Source organism: Dermabacter sp. HFH0086, from assembly GCF_000413375.1.
GTDB classification, from domain to species: Bacteria; Actinomycetota; Actinomycetes; order Actinomycetales; family Dermabacteraceae; genus Dermabacter; species Dermabacter hominis.
The window spans coordinates 313,142-330,960 of the sequence record NZ_KE340308.1; the positions used below are offsets into that span (position 1 = coordinate 313,142).

General features: G+C 62.7%; 18 protein-coding genes and 1 pseudogene. 8 read left to right on the forward strand and 11 right to left on the reverse strand.

Translation table 11 applies throughout. The features are described 5' to 3' along the window. Positions 1 to 50: 50 nt before the first annotated feature. The 8 genes from HMPREF1484_RS01510 to HMPREF1484_RS01545 all read right to left on the reverse strand — a co-directional run bounded on the left by HMPREF1484_RS01510 (position 51) and on the right by HMPREF1484_RS01545 (position 8,213). The gene (locus HMPREF1484_RS01510) at positions 51 to 392 is read right to left on the reverse strand and encodes a rhodanese-like domain-containing protein (RefSeq protein WP_016663251.1); all 342 of its coding nucleotides are present in this window, start codon (positions 390 to 392) and stop codon (positions 51 to 53) included. A 97-nt stretch (positions 393 to 489) separates the two neighbouring features. Beyond that, on the reverse strand, positions 490 to 1,845 hold the full coding sequence (locus HMPREF1484_RS01515; RefSeq protein WP_016663252.1) for an FtsX-like permease family protein: 1,356 nt from the start codon (positions 1,843 to 1,845) through the stop codon (positions 490 to 492). Next, the gene (locus HMPREF1484_RS01520) at positions 1,842 to 2,588 is read right to left on the reverse strand and encodes an ABC transporter ATP-binding protein (protein ID WP_016663253.1); all 747 of its coding nucleotides are present in this window, start codon (positions 2,586 to 2,588) and stop codon (positions 1,842 to 1,844) included. Before HMPREF1484_RS01520 ends, HMPREF1484_RS01515 begins: the two co-directional genes overlap by 4 nt. Before the next feature lie 228 nt (positions 2,589 to 2,816). Next, positions 2,817 to 3,596 carry a phosphate ABC transporter ATP-binding protein PstB gene (pstB, locus tag HMPREF1484_RS01525; protein ID WP_016663254.1) on the reverse strand — a complete coding sequence of 260 codons (780 nt, stop codon included), beginning with the start codon at positions 3,594 to 3,596 and terminating at the stop codon, positions 2,817 to 2,819. Between the two features lie 33 nt (positions 3,597 to 3,629). Then, the gene (pstA, locus tag HMPREF1484_RS01530; RefSeq protein WP_016663255.1) at positions 3,630 to 4,814 is read right to left on the reverse strand and encodes a phosphate ABC transporter permease PstA; all 1,185 of its coding nucleotides are present in this window, start codon (positions 4,812 to 4,814) and stop codon (positions 3,630 to 3,632) included. Between the two features lie 11 nt (positions 4,815 to 4,825). Beyond that, on the reverse strand, positions 4,826 to 5,824 hold the full coding sequence (pstC, locus tag HMPREF1484_RS01535) for a phosphate ABC transporter permease subunit PstC (protein ID WP_016663256.1): 999 nt from the start codon (positions 5,822 to 5,824) through the stop codon (positions 4,826 to 4,828). 110 nt (positions 5,825 to 5,934) lie between these two features. Beyond that, positions 5,935 to 7,050: a phosphate ABC transporter substrate-binding protein PstS gene (pstS, locus tag HMPREF1484_RS01540; RefSeq protein ID WP_016663257.1), complete on the reverse strand. Its 1,116-nt coding sequence runs from the start codon at positions 7,048 to 7,050 to the stop codon at positions 5,935 to 5,937. A gap of 227 nt (positions 7,051 to 7,277) precedes the next feature. Beyond that, entirely contained in the window at positions 7,278 to 8,213 is a 936-nt protein-coding gene (locus HMPREF1484_RS01545; protein ID WP_016663258.1) for an NUDIX hydrolase, read from the reverse strand. A gap of 130 nt (positions 8,214 to 8,343) precedes the next feature. Between HMPREF1484_RS01545 and HMPREF1484_RS01550 the strand changes: the two genes are divergently transcribed. From HMPREF1484_RS01550 to HMPREF1484_RS01575, 6 genes are all read left to right on the forward strand, one after another. After that, positions 8,344 to 9,147, forward strand: coding sequence for a hypothetical protein (locus HMPREF1484_RS01550; RefSeq protein ID WP_016663259.1), 804 nt, complete (start codon positions 8,344 to 8,346; stop codon positions 9,145 to 9,147). Between the two features lie 81 nt (positions 9,148 to 9,228). Beyond that, positions 9,229 to 9,909 (forward strand): heme-binding beta-barrel domain-containing protein, encoded by a 681-nt coding sequence (locus HMPREF1484_RS01555; protein ID WP_016663260.1) that lies wholly within the window; start codon positions 9,229 to 9,231, stop codon positions 9,907 to 9,909. Continuing rightward, positions 9,906 to 10,997, forward strand: coding sequence for a folate-binding protein YgfZ (locus HMPREF1484_RS01560; RefSeq protein WP_016663261.1), 1,092 nt, complete (start codon positions 9,906 to 9,908; stop codon positions 10,995 to 10,997). Before HMPREF1484_RS01555 ends, HMPREF1484_RS01560 begins: the two co-directional genes overlap by 4 nt. 16 nt (positions 10,998 to 11,013) lie before the next feature. Further along, positions 11,014 to 11,451 carry a hypothetical protein gene (locus HMPREF1484_RS01565; protein WP_016663262.1) on the forward strand — a complete coding sequence of 146 codons (438 nt, stop codon included), beginning with the start codon at positions 11,014 to 11,016 and terminating at the stop codon, positions 11,449 to 11,451. Then, complete coding sequence (locus HMPREF1484_RS01570; protein ID WP_016663263.1) at positions 11,448 to 12,698, forward strand: aromatic acid exporter family protein; 1,251 nt, start codon at positions 11,448 to 11,450, stop codon at positions 12,696 to 12,698. Before HMPREF1484_RS01565 ends, HMPREF1484_RS01570 begins: the two co-directional genes overlap by 4 nt. Then, positions 12,695 to 13,018 carry a DUF2516 family protein gene (locus HMPREF1484_RS01575; protein ID WP_016663264.1) on the forward strand — a complete coding sequence of 108 codons (324 nt, stop codon included), beginning with the start codon at positions 12,695 to 12,697 and terminating at the stop codon, positions 13,016 to 13,018. Before HMPREF1484_RS01570 ends, HMPREF1484_RS01575 begins: the two co-directional genes overlap by 4 nt. Here the strand turns inward: HMPREF1484_RS01575 and HMPREF1484_RS10755 are convergent. Both HMPREF1484_RS10755 and HMPREF1484_RS01585 read right to left on the reverse strand, forming a co-directional pair. Then, a complete protein-coding gene (locus HMPREF1484_RS10755; protein WP_016663265.1) occupies positions 13,015 to 13,485 on the reverse strand; it encodes a MarR family winged helix-turn-helix transcriptional regulator in 471 nt (156 codons plus the stop codon). The genes HMPREF1484_RS01575 and HMPREF1484_RS10755 overlap by 4 nt on opposite strands. 103 nt (positions 13,486 to 13,588) lie before the next feature. Beyond that, complete coding sequence (locus HMPREF1484_RS01585) at positions 13,589 to 15,166, reverse strand: MATE family efflux transporter (RefSeq protein ID WP_016663266.1); 1,578 nt, start codon at positions 15,164 to 15,166, stop codon at positions 13,589 to 13,591. Between the two features lie 261 nt (positions 15,167 to 15,427). Between HMPREF1484_RS01585 and HMPREF1484_RS01590 the strand changes: the two genes are divergently transcribed. Both HMPREF1484_RS01590 and HMPREF1484_RS01595 read left to right on the forward strand, forming a co-directional pair. Continuing rightward, positions 15,428 to 15,988, forward strand: coding sequence for a YagU family protein (locus HMPREF1484_RS01590; RefSeq protein ID WP_016663267.1), 561 nt, complete (start codon positions 15,428 to 15,430; stop codon positions 15,986 to 15,988). 63 nt (positions 15,989 to 16,051) lie between these two features. After that, entirely contained in the window at positions 16,052 to 16,453 is a 402-nt protein-coding gene (locus tag HMPREF1484_RS01595) for a YccF domain-containing protein (protein ID WP_016663268.1), read from the forward strand. 83 nt (positions 16,454 to 16,536) lie between these two features. Here the strand turns inward: HMPREF1484_RS01595 and HMPREF1484_RS11115 are convergent. Continuing rightward, positions 16,537 to 17,726: pseudogene (locus tag HMPREF1484_RS11115) on the reverse strand (IS3 family transposase); the annotation flags it as partial. Between the last annotated feature and the right edge of the window lie 93 nt (positions 17,727 to 17,819).

A 17,819-nucleotide genomic window follows, 5' to 3' on the forward strand; every position in this document is an offset into this window, starting at 1 on the left:
CCCCACTGTGTCACGTTCGCCTCGAGGAAGCCTGCCCGGAACACTCGGGGCTAAAGCACGCGCCCGGGTTTCCCTTCATCGGTGACAACGGGGAGACCCTGCATGAGCCACGCGCCCATACCGCCACCAACGTTGATCGCTTCGATTCCCTGCATGGCGAGCCACTGAGCGACCTGCGAGGAGCGCCCACCCGAGCGGCACACGAGGTAAATGTCCCGCTCGCGGCCCTCGTCATCCTCCACAAAGAGCTCATCGAGATGTGCGGCGAGGCTGCTCGCGGGGAGATGGCGAGCGCTTGGCGCGTGCCCCGCGTCCCACTCATCCTGCTCACGTATGTCGAAAAGGAGGGCGCCCTCGGGGACACTCAGCGGGTCAACGGTTTCGAAATCCATGCGTTCAGCCTAGAGGGATTCGCTCCGTGTTGGCCACAAGCACCGGCACTCCGGGAAGTTCCGAGGCGCCGGTGCTCATGTTCGCCCACGGCAGGTTTCAGCCGGCTGCGCGCACGCGGGCGCGCGCCGCCCGGGCCACGAGCGGGGAACTCACGAGGGCCGACGCCGACACGAGCCCGAGTGCGGCCACGACGCTCACGACGAACCCCACTGCGACAAGAGGATCCGATGCTGCCGAGCCCATGAGCGAGAAAAGAACGAGCGCCGCCATGAACACGGAGACCGCGAGGGAGATCGCGACGGGAATCGCGATCTCCGCGATCCGTGCACGGTGCAGCTGGCTGATACTCGCGCCAGCAACGTGCTGGGAGCGGTACCTCGACGCCTGATCGATCACTCGCGCGGTGTGGGTGACACCGGTACTCACAGCCGCGAGCACCGTCGCGATCCCCACCGTCAGCACAGCACCCGTCAAGAGCGCCTGGTTCATGAGCCGCGAGGACTCATCCACGCTCGGCAGCGACGTCACAATCGAGGCAAAACCGGAAACGACAAGCGCAATCGTCACGCCCGAGACCGCCCTCCAGCCCGCGCGCGGATCGGCGCACAGACGCCGCGCCCCCACGAGGAGACTCGGTGTCGGCGCGAGGGACGCAACGATGCGCGCGATGACCCACACGATAAACGGACCAGCGAGATTCACGGAGAAGACCATTATTCCCACGGTCAACACCACCGCCACAATCACAGCGCCGAGCGACACGCCCTGGATGCGGGGAAGGAATTGCGCCACCGCGAAGAACACAATGATGCTCAACACCCATACGAGAAGGCGCATGACCGACATGCGCACCTTGTGCGCACCTCGGGCAATTCCGAGGGGACTCAAGGCAACCCCCGTGAGGGTGATCGACGCGGAGACCGAGGCAAACAGCGCAAGAGCACAAGGCGTAAGGGCGAGAGCCCACCACGGCAAGATGAGCTCCGCAGCCGTAAATTTCCGGATCCCGAAATCGAGATGCGAAAGCGGCCACGCGAGTGCAACGTGACAGGCAACGCCGATCACCGCGCCCACGACTGATTGCCAGGCGACGTCGGACACCGCGACCCCCGCCACCTGCGCGCGCGTGCCCCCAACGAGCCGAACCGCAGCCAAGTCTTTTTCGCGGCGCGCGAGGGACAGTCGAGCCGCCGCCCCACCGAGGGCGATCGCGTTCGGGACGAGCAGCACGCACGCGAAGACCGCACAGATCACCAGCAGCGGTGTGATCTGTGCTTCGGGCGACGCCGATGGATCTGTCGCTTCAAAACCGCTCGGACCCAGCCGCCCATAGAAAGCGCCCGTGCCCGCAAGAACCGTGCACACGATCGCCGTCGCCGCCGCGAACGCGATCACCGGGAGAGCGTTCGCGAGAGATCGTCTCCCCCGCACAAGCATGAGCAGGGCGCTCATCGCACAAGCTCCCGTTCGATCTGGCCGTCGCGCATCACGATCGTGCGCGCACACGCAGCCGCAACGCCCTCGTCGTGTGTCACCATCACGAGCGCGCTACCGGCATCAGCGGTCGCCTGCAGGAGCAGATGGAGAACCTCCTGGCCGGTCTTCTGATCGAGCGCCCCGGTGGGCTCATCGGCATACACAACCGACGGCTCCCCCGCAAGGGCACGGGCGATAGCGACACGCTGCGCCTGGCCGCCCGAGAGCTGACCGGACCGGCGCTCCTCGAGCCCCGAAAGCCCAAGCGCAGCGAGCCAATGCTTCGCCATTCCCTTTGCCTTCCGCCGCGAGACACCCGCAAGCATCCGCGGGAGCATCACGTTCTCGAGGGCACTCAGTTCAGGGAGCAGCTGGCCATCCTGGAAAACAAAACCGAAATCGGTGCGGCGCAACTTCGTTCGCGCAGCATCGCGCATGTCGCGCAGATCGCGTTCGCCGTAAAGAACCCGGCCGCCAGTCGGCGCGAGGATTCCCGCGAGGCAGTGCAGCAGGGTCGACTTGCCGCAACCCGACGGCCCCATAATGGCGAGGCTTTGACCAGAGTAGATATCAAGATCCACGCCTCTCAGGGCGTGTGTATGTGCGTCATAGGCAAGCGAGAGATTGCGCGCCGAAAGGACGATCGGGCAGGCGCCGGGAACGGTTCCGACGGCTGGCTGGGCAACAGAGGAAGGTGGAAACTTGTGTGGTGTTGTCATGCCTCTACGCTCTCGTGGAGGCGGTCGCTCACGCATCGATCCCCGGGACCGTTCGCACCTGACGCGGGGCGGATGTTTTTGCGAGGATGCGTCGCGTCGATTCCACCCCCAGACGGATCAGCCCTCATACTTTCGGCGCGATACGCCGGGTAGGCGAAAGGCGCGGCCCGGGGTTATCCCGTCACCGCGCCTTGCGTTGCGAGTGGCGCCCCATGTGGGGCGTGCCGATCAGCCGAACTTACCGGAGATGTAACGCTCGGTTTCTTCCATCGCTGGGTTGTTGAAGATCTTGGTCGTTTCATCGAACTCGATGAGCTTGCCCGGGGTACCCGTGCCGGCAATGTTAAAGAAGCCGGTCTTGTCGGACACACGCGAGGCCTGCTGCATGTTGTGAGTCACGATGACGATCGTGTACTCAGACTTGAGCTGATGAATGAGATCCTCGACCGCGAGAGTCGAGATCGGGTCGAGCGCCGAGCACGGCTCGTCCATAAGAACAATGTCAGGCTTCACGGCGATCGTGCGGGCAATGCACAGGCGCTGCTGCTGGCCACCGGAGAGGCCGCCGCCGGGCTTGTTGAGGCGGTTCTTGACCTCTTCCCAAAGGTTCGCGCCGCGAAGTGACTCTTCGACGAGCTGATCGGCCTCGCTCTTCGAGAGGCGCTTGTTGTTGAGCTTGGCGCCCGCGAGAACGTTCTCGGCGATCGACATCGTCGGGAACGGGTTCGCCTTCTGGAAGACCATGCCGACGCGGCGACGGACATTCACGGGGTCGATACCGGGGCCGTAAATGTTCTCGCCACCGATGTTGACCTCGCCCTCGGCGTATGCACCGGGAATGACCTCGTGCATGCGGTTGAGGGTGCGCAGGAAGGTGGACTTGCCGCAGCCGGAGGGGCCGATGAGGGCGGTGACGCTACGGGAATCAATCTTGACGTTGACGTCCTCGACGGCCAGGAAGTCGCCGTAATAGACGTTGAGGTTCTTCACGTCAATGCTCTGTGACATCTGAGATCCTTTCAAAGATCAGCCTGTGAGGGCTTAGCGGCCGGTCTTCGGCGAGAAGTAGTGGGAAACGAGGCGGGCGAAAATATTCAGCACCATCACGATAATGATGAGCGTCAGTGCAGCCGCCCACGCCCTCTGATAGTTGATATCGGGATTACACGCGAATTCTTCACGCGTGAAGTAGTTGAGGACCTTCTCGCCAGACTTGCCGCACACAGCATGGCCGAAGCTGTACTGCTGGTTGATGTAGGTGGGCAGCGCCATCATGCGGTCCTTGAACGGGTTGGGGTTCAGCATCTGGACCACGCCGATCGTGAACATGAGCGGCGCTGTTTCGCCGATGACACGAGCGATAGCGAGGGTAACGCCAGTGGCGAGACCGGCGATCGCGGTACGGAGCACGACGCGAACGATCGTAAGCCACTTCGGCACGCCGAGGGCGTAGGCGGCTTCGCGCAGTTCGAGGGGAACGAGGCGAATCATCTCTTCGCTCGATCGAACGACGGTCGGGATCATGAGAACCGACAGGGCAACGGAGCCCATGGCACCCATACGCAGGCCGGCCTCGCCCGTGAGCGTCGTGAAAAGCGCAAGCGTGAACAGACCCGCGACGATCGACGGGACACCCGTCATAACGTCAACGAGGAAGGTAATGCCTTTGCCGAGGGTCTTACGCCACCCGGTCTGGGCGTACTCCACGAGGAAGATGGCGGTCAAAAGACCGATGGGGATCGAGATGATCGAAGCCCCGAGAGTAATGATGAGCGTTCCCACGATGGCGTGGAGAATGCCACCGCCGTCAGCGCCGCCATTGAAGCCCTGCATGTCTCCCGTGAGGAAGCCCGGCGTGAGCAGGCGCGGCCCGCCTTTCGAGAGCACCTCGAGCAGGAGGGACACGAGCGGAATCATCGCGGTCGCAAAGGCGCCGATGAGAATGAGCGTCATGAGGCGATCCTTCGCCCATCGCTCACCTTCGCGCACTCGCGAGTAGATGTAGCCAATCACGAGGTGGGCGAAGAAGCCCAGGACGATGACGGCCGGAAGGGTGAAGGAGTTCGTGACAAGCAGGAGGATCGAGACGAGTACGAGGGCGACGACGCCCGTGAGCACCATGTGCCACCAGGGCAGGCGACGCTCGCCGGCGTTCAGGAAGCTCGAGCTTCTCTTGCCCTTCGGGCCGGGGTTGGAGGCATTGAGGGTTGCGGTTGCTTCACTCATTTCTGAGCCCCCTACTTCTTACGTGCGCTAGCGGCCACGATCCAGCGGGCGAGCGCGTTGATGACGAACGTGATGAGGAACAGGACGAGACCCGCGAAAATGAGCTTTGCCATGTCAATGCCGGTGGATTCGGCATTTTGCGAGGCGATGAACGAGGCGATCGTCATGTGCCTACCGACCTCAAGGAGGTGGAGCGAATAGGTGTAGCCGGGGCTGAGCACCATGAGCACAGCCATGGTTTCACCGAGTGCGCGGCCGAGGCCGAGCATGCACGCCGAAACAACGCCGTTGCGGCCGAAGGGAAGGACGACCATGCGCACCATTTCCCACTTCGTGGCGCCAAGTCCAATCGCGGCCTCTTCCTGGAGACCTGGGGTCTGGAGGAAGACCTCGCGGCTCACGGCGGTGATGATCGGGAGGATCATGACGGCGAGGACGATCGAGGCGGTCATCACGTTACGCATGGGGGCGTGCGGGTTGCCCTGGAAGAACGGGATCCAGCTCGTGAGCGGGCTGGTATTGAGGAACGTGTAGAGCGGCTGCATGAGCGGCACGAGCCACACGCCACCCCACAGACCGAAGACAACCGACGGCACCGCGGCAAGGAGATCGATCACGTATCCGATCGGCATCGCGAGCTTGCGTGGCGCGTAGTGAGAGATGAAGAGCGCAATCCCGATAGCGATCGGAGCGGCAATAATCAGCGCCAGAAGTGAGGCGAGCACCGTGCCGAACACCAGTGGGCCGACGAACTCAAGGAGGTTCTGCTTGCCCGAGTTGGTGGGGATCGCATTCCAGTTCTCAATCGCCGGGAGCGACTGAATAAGAAGGAAGATGAAGATTGCCGCGAGCACGGCAAAAATGATGAGGCCGGACCCGACACTCAACGACGAGAAAATTGCGTCGCCTGGACGCGCACCCGAGCTCTTGAAGCTCGCCTTCTTCTCGTTGCCCGGAGGTTCGGGGGCGCCCTTGGCGGGTGTGCTGTTTTCGGCAGCCGCTGTGCTCACGCGCACGCTCCTGACGGTAGGGGATGGAAAGAATGGACTGAACGACAGGTGCGCCGCCGACCCTGGTGGGCTCGGCGGCGCACCGTTACGCCTTAGGCGTCAGCTGCGGATCACTTAGCCTTGATGGCGTCGATCGACTTCTGGGCGTCCTCGCGGAGCTTAGCCGAGAGGGGGGCCGAGCCGGCAGCCTGAGCAGCGTCGTTCTGGCCCTGCTCCGAGATCACGTAAGAAGCGTAAGCCTTGACGAGATCGGCATCTTCCTTCTTCTCGTAGGTGTCGCACATGACCATGTAGGACACGAGGACGATCGGGTACGAGCCGGCTTCCTTGGTGTCGCGAGCGAGTTCGAGGGCGATGTCGTTCTCGCTACGGCCCTCAACCTTCGGCGAAACCTCAACGGCCTTGGCAGCAGCATCAGCGCTGTAGCCGACGTACTCGTCGCCGACCTTGATCTTGGCGGTGCCGAGGTCGCCAGCCTTCGAGGCGTCGGCGTAACCGATGGTGCCGTTGCCGCCCTGAACGGTGTTGATAAGGCCCGAGGTCTTCTCACCCGACTGGCCGCCATCCTCGAACCAAGTCTCGATAGCGCCGTGCTTCCACGAATCGGGGGCGGCGGCAGCGAGGTACTCGGTGAAGTTCTCGGTGGTGCCCGACTTGTCCGAGCGGTGCACCGGAACGATGTCGAGGTCAGGGAGCTCAACGTTGGGGTTGTCAGCCTTGATGGCCTCGTCGTTCCACTTCTTGATGTCGCCAGCGAAGATCTTCGCGAGGGTGTCGGGCGAGAGCTGGAGATCCTTCACGCCGTCGAGCTTGTACACAACCGCGATCGGGGAGATGTAGACGGGGATGTCGAAAGCCTCGCCGCCGAAGCAACGATCCTTCGACTTGGCAACCTCTTCATCCTTGAGGTAGGCATCCGAGCCGGCGAAGTTGGTGGCGGAAGCGAGGAACTGCTCGCGGCCCTTACCCGAGCCAACAGCGTCGTAGGTCACCGTGGCGCCCGAGTTCTGAGCCATGAAGCCACCGATGAACGCGCCCTGTGCGTCTTCCATCGAGGAAGCGCCGGCGCCTGCGAGGGTGCCCGAGACGTCACCGGATGCGCTCGACGAGCCCTTGGTGCCTTCGCTCTTGCCTTTGTCGGAGGAGTCGCCACCGCACGCTGCGAGAGCGAAGGCGCCTGCGAGGCCGAGGGCGGTTGCGGAAACGAACTTCTTCTTGAGGTTCACGAGTGTCCTTTCGAGGCTGCTAAAGCCTGGGATACGGGTCGTAGGTGGACACAACGAACGTAGAAGCCCCAAGTGACGCCGCGAGTATTCCCAGGTAAACAAACGGTGAACTCATGCGAGAATTTTCAGCCAGGCGTCTCGTATAACAGACTTTTCCCTGCTCAGAGGCATCCTTTGCCACTAATTGCGCCCGTTCAACGTGGGGCACATCACCGCTGTCATGGGCTCTAACCGATGTTGGGAAGGTGCCTTTCCACATCAACGATGCGACCGCGTTCACTCGTGTGCAACACGAGCATCTCCCCCGGCGCGAGGTACGGGTTCTCGCGAGGGAGCTTCCCCCGCGCCTCCTTCGTGCACGCGTGCTTCGCAGCCGCAATAATGGTCGGCAGCACGGGTCTGTGAGTACAGACGACGGTACGTGCCGCTTCGGCAATCGCTCGCTCCATGACCGCGGCAGCACGCGCCGGCCGCTTCTCATGCGCGTGTTCGGTGAGCTCGGGTTTCTCAACGATGTCAATCCCACCCTCGTGCGCAAACGGCTCGATCGTTTCGAGGCAGCGACGCCAAGGCGAGGTCACGACGGTCTTCGGGGCGTACGCGCCAAGTAGTGGGGGCAGCGCCGCCGCCTGCTTGCGTCCCTTGCGCCTGAGCGGCCTCGTTCTCTCATCCCCCTTGCGCCACTTCGCACGCGACTGCGCGGCGGCGTGACGCTGGACGATCACCGGCGTCGTATCGAGCTCACCCTCCTTCGCGAAATCAAGAAGGCGGGTGAGGAGATCCCGATCGGATTTGCGCGTGAGAATTTCCAGAGCTTTTGATGCCTCGACCCACTCGACCTTATCGATCTCCTTGGGATTCTTAGGGCCCGGGCCCGCCTGGGCGCGAACCCGCGCTACCCAGTACCGCACCGTTTTCGGTCGGCCGTTCGTGCGGTAGTCAACCGTCGGAAGAGGGCGGTCAAGACGGATCCGGTACCCGGTCTCCTCCTCCACTTCGCGAATCGCCGCCGCGACGAAGGACTCACCCGCCTCAAGCTTCCCCTTCGGAATCGACCAGTCTGCGTACTTCGGCCGATGCACGAGAAGAACCTGCAGCTTACCGCGCTTTTCACGCCAAACGAGCGCTCCTGCCGCGAGGATCGGGGATTGTTCGCGTGCCACGGGATTAACTCTCCTCGAAACGACAGCTCAGGGCCTCCCCAAGTGTAGTACGCCCCTCCCACGTGCGTTTGGCACACGCGGGACCGTAGACTTCCATGAGGCGTAATCCATAGAAATGATTGGTTGAAGCATGACACCGAGTGAGCGAGCACCCCTCACGGGCGCGTGTGCACTCGCACTCGCCGCCGCCATGGCCCTTCCCGTCTACAGCGGCGAGACCCTCGCCGGCATCCTCGCTCTTTTCGTTGTGCTCATGTGCGTGAGTTGGCCGCGCCTGCTCGAACTTCCGAGTCGAACGGGCAGCGCGATCATCATGGCCCTCGCAGGCCTGGGCTCGCTCGCCCTCGCACTCATCTTCGGCACGACGGGCCTCACATCGAAGCTCGTAATCGTCATCGCCGTTTCACTCTTTCTGAGTTTTGCCCACGAAATGCTTCGCCGCGAGCGCTCACGCCTCACGCTGTCCATTTCGGGAACGGCAAGCGGCGCCCTCATCGCGACCCTCACCGTCATCTGGCTGAAATGCTGGTCCCTCGCCTCGACGAACGGGCCCGCAACCGTCGGATTCCTCCTTGCTATGACGATGGGACTCGCGCTCGGCACCCTGTTCCTCGCGCTTCCGCTTCCCGCCCCGGCGCGTGTCAGCGGCGCGATCACGCTCGGTGCACTCACCTCCGGGTTCCTCGGGTGGGCTCTCCACTACCCCCCGTCGATCATCGCGATGTCGACACTCGCAGGGGCGGTCCTGTGCACCGCTGCACTCTTCGTGTTCTTCCTCCTCTCGCGCGTGATCGGAGCGTCCGATCCGCGCCGGTCCCTCGCCGTTGCCATCGCGCCGATCGCCCTTACGGGCATCCTCGCGCTACTGTTCCTCGAGGTCGCCCTCAGTTACGTCCCCGCCGACCTCGGACTCACCGTCATCCCCACCGCGTAGGGATGTGCGTACCGGGGAATACGCCCACCGCGCGAAACGTTAATGACGTGTTCTTTCACCACTAGTCAGTAGGGAGTTCTTGTGCCCATCGTCATCGATGAGAATCTCGACCCGTCGCTCTACCCGCTCGCGTGGCTCGTGGGCGCCTGGGAGGGCACCGGCGCCGTACAGCTCAGGGGAGAAAACGGCGACGAGGTCGGTCGCGCGATCGAGCAGCGTCTCACCGTGGCCCCGGATTCCTCCGGTGGGCTCGCATGGTCGATGCGCACGTGGGTTCTCGACTCGCCTGCTCCCGAACCGCCAACAACGGCGTTCTACGAGAAGGGTGAGGAAGGGCCCGACGCCTCCCAATCAACGAACGCGACCGAGCTTGTGCGCGAGCTTCTCCTTGAGGAAAAGGGCACGTGGCGCACGACGGGAGTGCTTCCCGGCCAGGACGAAGAGGCCGCGCAAAACGCGAAGCCCGGAAGCCCCGAAAGCTATCTGTCTCACGGCGTGAGCCTGACCATGCAGCGCCGAGGCGCATTTGGCCTCACGCCCGCAGAACACTGGGCGGGAGAGGTGCGCGGCCCGCGTATCCAGCTCGCGACCCAAGACCTCGGTGGGGCAAACGGCGCCGATTCTCACGGTGCGCGCATGTTTGGGCTCGTGGGCGGGCGCCTCATGTGGCTTCAAGAGGTCGGCTCCTCCCCCGCGTCGCTGCGCCCGTATCTTTCGGTCGAGCTCGACCGTGCCGCCGATGAAGGTAAGGCAGAGGCGTGAGCCCCGCTCCCCTCATCAGTTTTCGCGCGATCCACGAGGAGACCGGGCCCGATGCCGCGGTCCCCGCGCACTACGGTGCTCCCCTGCGTGAGCAGCGGCGGCTTGTAGCGGGCAGGGCCATCGTCGATCTTGGCCACTTCGAGGTTCTCGAAGTGCGAGGTGAAGATCGCGCCCCGTGGCTCACGACCGTGACCTCCCAGGTATTTACCGATCGCGCCGAGGGCGACTCATTCGAGGCATGCGTGCTCAGCCCACAGGGGCGAGTGGAAGCATTCATGCAGGTGGCAACTGGCGGCGACTCATTCTTCCTCATCACCGATCCGGGCACGCGCGAGCGTCTTCGCGCGTATCTCGAGCTCATGACGTTCGCCAACCGTATCGACCTCGTCGACCGCGACGACCTCCACGTGCTCGGATCGTGCGCTCCGCTTGCGGACGTCTGCGGCGAGGCGCCCGCCCCCGCAGCCGTGTGGATCCAGCACTGGCCTAAGGTCGCTGTCGGCGGTGTGGCCTATGGTCCCGATCCGGAGTTTCCCGAGCCTTGGCGGCTGTCGCTCGTGAGCGACGCCGAGCTTCGCAAGCCGGACGCGCCACTGAGAAAACCCGAACTCTTCGCGGGACTGTGGGCAGCGGAGGCGCTGCGCATCGTGAATCATCGCCCTCGTCTCGTGCGGGAGGTCGATGAAAAAACGATCCCGCATGAGCTCGATCTTTTGCGCACCGCCGTTCACACGGCTAAGGGCTGCTATCGTGGCCAAGAAACGGTCGCGAAGGTTCTCAATCTTGGTCAGCCACCCCGGAGGCTCGTGCGCCTCCACCTTGACGGCTCTCAGGACATGCCCGCCCCCGTTGGAGCGGACGTCTTCTTCGGATCCAAGAAGGTGGGAGAGCTCACCTCGAGTGCGCTCCATGCCGACGAAGGGCCGGTTGCACTGGCTGTTCTCAAGCGCGCGGTCCCCCACGATGCCGCCCTCATCGTTGCCTTCGAGGTCGGTGAGGCAACCGTGCGGCTCGACGCCTCGCAAGTCACGATCGTTGCCGAACGCGACCACGGCCAACGCCCGAAAACGGCGCAGCTTCGCCGATAGTCAAAAGGAGTCCCACGTGGACGAGGAGTGGAAGTCCCGCAAAGCGGAGATCTTCGAGGTCCAGGAACGTAACTTGCGCCGAGCCGAGCGCGAGGAGCACGAGAAGGCCACGGCGATCATCCGCGACGGGATTGCACGCCTGCGCGAAGCCGGAATCGAACCGCACCCCCTGCGAGCACTCCCCTACAAGGGCTCGCGTCCCGTGAAAACCACTCACGTCGGTTGGTACCTGAAGTCGGATCGCACGGTCGGGATCGATACCGACGGCAACTACTACATCCTTTCAGCCCCGGGCGACCTCCTCACGCGCCTCAAGGGGGCGACGCTCGAGCCAAAGAGCGCTCCTCTCATCGTGGGCCGCGGCGGCCGCGACGGGGAGTGGTTCGAGATCGATAAGCTTCTTGAGCTGCGCCTTCGCGAACCCGTCGCCCCCGCGAGGAGGGTGAAGGAGTGAAGGAGTCCCGGTATCGAAAATGGGCGCGCTCCGGTGCTAACCGCGCCCGCGACGGCGCCTGGCAGATTCTGCTTGCGGCATTCACTGCCTCGGCCGCCTTTTGGCTCTCGCAGCATCTGTGGGGCCACGTCGCGCCGTTCTACGCCGGCATCACCGCTTTCCTCATCATCGGGCTCACGCTCGAAACGAAAATCCGCAAGAGCATCGACATGAGCACGGGCGTATTCACGGGGATCATCCTCGGCGAAATCGCCCGCCTCGTCATTGGATCGGGCACATGGCAACTCTTCGTCACACTCCTCGTGTCGCTGATGTTCTCGCGCTTCATCAAGGCAAGCGTCATCTTCTCGATCCAGGTGGGCATCCAGTCGATGATCGTGCTGCTTTTGCCGCAAACCCCGACCATGACACCGCAGGGGCGAGCACTCGATGCGATTACGGGCATCTTGCTCGGGCTTATCGTCCACATCGCTTTCTCACGCGACCCTCGCCGGGAGCAGCGAAAGGCTGCCGATAGTTTCTTTACCGAGCTCAAGGACACTCTCACGCAGCTTGCTGAGGCGGCGCGCGTAGGCGACATGCGGCTCGCGACGAAGGCGCTCACGCACCTGAGGAACACATCGCAGCTTCATACCGATGCCTGGGCCCTCGCGAACGACACAGCTAATGAGCTCACGAGCTACTCGCCGACCCTCCACCGCCATCACGAACACGTCAACCGCGTGCAGCACCTGCTTGTGGGAAGCGACCGCGCCATGCGCAACGCTCGAGTGATCGCGCGACGAGAGGCCGAATTCTTGCGTGTCACGCAGCCCCACACGTTTCCAAATCTGGCCGAGGCCTTCACCGCGGCAGTCGACGCCATCGACGAGATCCAGGCCGGTGTCGACACGGAGGCGGACTTCACGAAGGCTCGGCGCAAGCTTCGCCTCTTTTGCGCTCATCTCACTCCCGAAACTCTGCTCGCTACGGCGGAGGGGACCGTCGGGCGCCTCGGCCATTTTGAGGGGATCTCCCTCGTCATTCAGCTGCGTGCCCTCGCGGTCGATCTCCTCGAGGCGACCGGCCTTCCGAGCTCTGACGCGCGCCGCTTCCTGCCGTCCCTCATCGTCGTCGCCGACGCGGATATCGTGGGCCCGCGCCCCATTACGCGCGAAATGAAGGCGGTTGAGCCTCCCGCCTCGACCGAAGCGCTCGAGCTTCTCATCACCGACCGCACCGATCCCGACCGTAGAATGAATCCGTGATTACCTACACCATCGCGTACTACCTGTCGCTCGCCCTCGCCATCGTTTTTGTGGCGATCGAGGCGTGGGCACTCGTGAATGCCCTGCGTTTCCCAGCGAGGGCTTACGACGCAGCCTTTAAGCGGACGAAGACGTTTTGGGCGCTTATGACCGCTGGTGCGCTCGTGATCGGTGTTGTCACAGGATTCGGGCGCGGCGTGGGGCCTTTCACGATCATGCTTCAGATCATCGGTTTCGTCATGGCAGGCGTATTCCTTGCCGATGTTCTTCCCGCGTTGCGCCAGGTCATGGGTAACGCGCAGGGGCGAGGCTCGCGCTAGGCCCCTTCCTCTTCGGCGTCCTCGCCCGTCATCGTGGCGCGCACCCGCTCACCCATCGCACGCACGAGGGCGCGGGCGTCCTCAACGTCATCGGCAGCGAGCGTTCCCGAGTAGTACTGTTCCCATGCCTCGTGCATAGCTGCGACGGCCCGCTCGCCCTTTTCGGTGATGAACAGGTGGTTGGAGCGGCGATCAACCATGTCTGGCACGCGGCCGACGAGCCCGTTGCTCTCGAGGTCGCGGATCGCGGCGCTCGCGTTTGATGGCCGCAGGATGATGTCTTCGGCCACCTTTCCCGGCGTAATACCCGGGGTCCGGCCGATATGTCGAAGGATCATCGCTTCGACCGTTGAGAGCCCTCGCATGCCAGGAATGTCAACGTCGAGAGCCTGGATTCGGCGCGAAATAAGCAGCATCTCGTCGATGATCTCGACGAGCGGTGTCAATGTGCGGCCTTGTGCGGACACGGTGAACCTTCCTGCTCGGCAGCGGGCACTCTTCCCGCGCGGGGCACAGGCAAGTATGCACCATCAAACCTGGCAGAAACTCACTCTTGCGTCACTCGTGGTTCTACCGCTGTTCATCCTCCGGATTCTCGGATGTGGATTGGTCATCCATGAGGACATAGGTCTCGTCAAGAGCGGGGAACTGACCGGTTTCACCGCGGTCACGGACGATCGGGATCGGGCCCGTGCGCACGTCCTCGAAGCTTTCGCCCTGAAGGATCGTCGGGTCAGCCACGACGCCTTTCTCGGCGAGCAACGGCGCGGAGAGAACCTCAATCTCTTCGGTGCGCGGCCCCGAGCGGTAGGTGCGTTCATCAAGCTTCCGGCTAATGACGATGTAGGAGGGAATGAGCAGCGCGATCGACCCGATCCATGCGAGCGGCGCGCCCCACGCAACACCGATGAAGCCAAAAAGAGCGCCGAGCACAACGGCGGTGAAGACGCGCATGACGAGCTCGGCGATGCCCGAGTAGAACGGAGGCTTCATATGACCGAGTCCCTGAAGCGCGCCGCGCACCACGAACAGCACTCCAAGGGTCCAATAGGCCACGGAGTAGATCTTGAGGGCGTCATGGGCAAGGTTGAGCACCACCGGCTGTTCATTCCCGATGAAGAGCTCGACGAACACTGCGCCGAGGAGGAACAGGGCAAGGCCGATCGCGATCGACACGATGATGCTCACGACGAGCGATTGCCGCACACCGTGCTTGACGCGATCGATCTGGCGCGCACCGTAGTTCTGCGCGACGAAGGTCGAGGTTGCGAGCCCGAGGGACGCGAGGAAGGTGACGGCGATGCCATCGACCCTTCCTGCCGCGGTGAAAGCAGCGACCGCGTTGGGACCGAGGTCGTTGAGGCGCACCTGGACGGCGATCGTGCCGATCGCAATCACCGAGGTCTGGAAGCCGAGCGGAAGGCCCAGGTTCAAATGCTCTCGCAGCTCAGGCATCGTCACTTTCCAGTCGTCGAGGCCCATGTGCAGCACGGGGATGCGCCACCGCACCCAGGTGACGCAGAGAAGCACCGATGTGAGCTGCGAGACCGCCGTGGCGAACGCCGCGCCGGCGATACCCCAGTCGAGCACCGCCACAAAGACGATCACGAGGGCGACATTGAGAAGGCACGCAATCGCGAGAAACACGAGAGGTGTGCGCGAGTCCCCCACCGCGCGGATAATCGCCGCGAGGAAGTTGAAGAACACGAGCGTAAACATGAACAGAAAGCTCCAGAACCCGAACGTCGCGGCGTCGTCGATGAGTTCCGGCGGGGTTTTCATGAGCTGGAGCAACGGACGAATGAATATAGTGCCGACGAGTGTCATGAGGAGGCTCGTGGCGCCTGAGAGAATCGCTCCGGCCGCAACCGAACGCCTGAGCCCCTTGATGTCGTTCGCGCCGAACGCTTGCGCGACGGGGATCGCGAAACCACTCGTCATGCCCCACGCAAAACCCGTGATGAGGAACAGAAGACTCATGCTCGCCCCCACCGAGGCAAGAGCGAGGACACCGAGGTGGCGGCCCACGACCATCGCATCGACGAACTGGTAGAGCTGCTGCACGACGTTGCCGATCAAAAGCGGCACCGAGAAGAGCACGATCGCTTTCCACGGCGTTCCCCTCAAGAGGCCCTGCGACTGTGACACGCGTGCTCCGCCTTCCTCGCCCTCCGGATCGTTGAAAACGGATCTAGTCTAGTCGCGCGGGCCCCCGATGCAGGGATAAAGGGCGCTTCCCCCCACATTGTGAGACCGCTTCCGTGACTGATCCGCGGAGGTTCACGGCGTGCGGACTTTCGACCTCCCTACCGGGTGCATGGGTGGCTAGGGTGAAAGGCGCGCGCCCAGGGTGCGCTTTTGAGTCCGACGGTGGCCTGGCAACCGTCGGGCCACATTCGAAAGGCAATCATGGCACTTCCTTCGACCACCGATCCTTCTCGCCGCCGCTACGCGACCGCCCTCCTCGTGGGCCTCATCGGCGGCTTGTTCTCCGCAATCGTGAAGTTTGGCTGGGAGGTGCCGTTCCCACCGCGCACACCCGAGCGCAACGCCACCAACCCGCCGCAGCAGCTCCTACAGCAACTGGGATTCGGCGAGGACTTCACTCACACGCTCATTCATTTCAATGGCAACGGCCTGCCAATCATGAGCTTCATCGTCCACTTCAGCTTTGCGGTTGTCTTCGCGGTTCTCTATTGCGTTGTTGCCGAGCGTTTCCCCAGGATCACTCTGTGGCAGGGGGCAGCGTTCGGCATCGTCATCCACGTCGTTTTCCACGTTCTGCTCATGCCTGCGCTCGGCACGGTGCCCGCGCCGTGGGATCAGCCGTGGCAGGAGCACGTGAGCGAGTTCTTCGGCCACATCATCTGGATGTGGAGTATTGAAATCGTGCGCCGCGACCTTCGCAATCGCTTCACTCACGAGCCGGATCCGTGGGTTGCGCTCGATGCCACGGACGGCGCTCGCTAATGCCGTAGCGCGCTGGCCCCGACGGCCCTCGCACTCTTTCGTTTCGGGGAGTACGTTGGTGGTATGCGCACCATCATCAACGTCATTCTCAACATCATTTGGGTTCTTACCGCCGGGCTTTGGCTGTGGCTCGGCTACATCCTCGCGGGCATTCTCGCGTGCATTTTTATTGTCACGATCCCGTTCGGTGTCGCGAGCTTCCGCATCGCGAACTACGTGATCTTCCCGTTCGGTCGCGAAGCTGTACAGGTGCGGCCGCTCGGGGCGGTCGGGACTCTCGGCAACGTCGTATGGTTCCTCATCGCGGGCCTGTGGCTTGCGGCAGGCCACGTCGCGACCGCACTCGCACAGGCCGTCACCATCATCGGCCTTCCGCTTGCGTGGGCGAACCTCAAGCTCATCCCCATCACCTGCTTCCCCTTCGGCAAGGAGATCGTCACGACCGGCGACTCACGCGTGATCTGAGCGCCCGCCTTTAAACACCTGGCGATACGAAAGCGCCCCTCCCGCTACTTGAACTGGCCCCCGAAAGTTGGACCGGTTTAATTCTAGGCGGTTAGGGCTTCAAGGGCCTGATCTCGATATTGCATCGGGGTCAGGCCCTTGAGCCGTTGTTGGATGCATTCAGTGTTGTACCACTGGACGTACTCGTCGATCGCCTGGTTGAACTCGGCGACGGTGTCGAAGATTTCTCCGTGGTACATCTCGGTTTTCAAGTGCCCGAAGAAATTCTCCATGACCGCGTTGTCGTAACAGTTGCCTTTACGGGACATCGACTGAACACCACCGTTGTCATGAATGAGGTTGCGCCAGGACGAATGCTGGTACTGGAAGCCTTGATCGGTGTGGATCATCCACCCGGGTTCAGGTGCACACGTTTTAATCGTTTGAGTTAAAGAATCAGCGGTAAACGTTGTCGACGGCGATGTAGCCACGGTGTGGGCAACGATTGAACGGTCGAACAGGTCCATCACCGGTGACAGGTAGACCTTGCGGCCTTGGACCCTGAACTCGGTGACGTCGCTGGCAAAGACGGTATTTGGCTTATCTGGGGTGAACTTGCGGTCAAGGGTGTTGTCGGCAATGTGGCTGATCGTCCTGCTGTAGGAAACACATGGCCTGCGCTGGCGGACTTTGGCTCGAAGCCCCATCTCGCGCATGAGTTTGTAGACGAGCTTGTGGTTGACCACCCACCCCTGGTTGCACAGGTCAAGTAGCACTCGTCGGTAGCCGTAGCGATGCTTGTTACGCTCGAAGCTTTCCCGGATCGCGTCTTTGAGCGCAGCGTGCTTATCCGGCTCGCTGAGTCGTTTCTGGTGGTAGAAGAACGTCGATCTCGGCATGCCTGCCGCATCCAAAAGGTATTGCAGGCGATGCTGTGACTTGAGGATGACAATCGCCTGGACTTTCAGGCGCGTCCCTGATTCCTCAAGTCCCGCAATTTTTTTAGATAGGCGTTTTCCGCTTCCAACCGTGCGATCTGGCGTCGCAGCTTCTCTTCCTGCGAGAGAGGCTTCGGTGCGACAGCGCCTTTGGGTCTGCCCTTCGGCTTCGGTTTTAGTGCCTCATCGCCACCTTTACGCCATTTCCACGACCACGCTCTGACTAGCTGCTGCGACGACAGGCCAAATTCGCGCGCAAGATCCATCGCTGTCTCACCAGCACGGTGGCGCTCGGCAACTTTCTTCTTGATTTCGAACGAATACTGCTGCTTAGTCGGTTTCTCCACAAGACATAGCCTGCCATGCAACTTAAACCGACGACAGAGCGTACGGACGGCGTATCTAGAGACACCAAGAGCATTAGCAGCAGCTCTATAGCCCATGCCTTG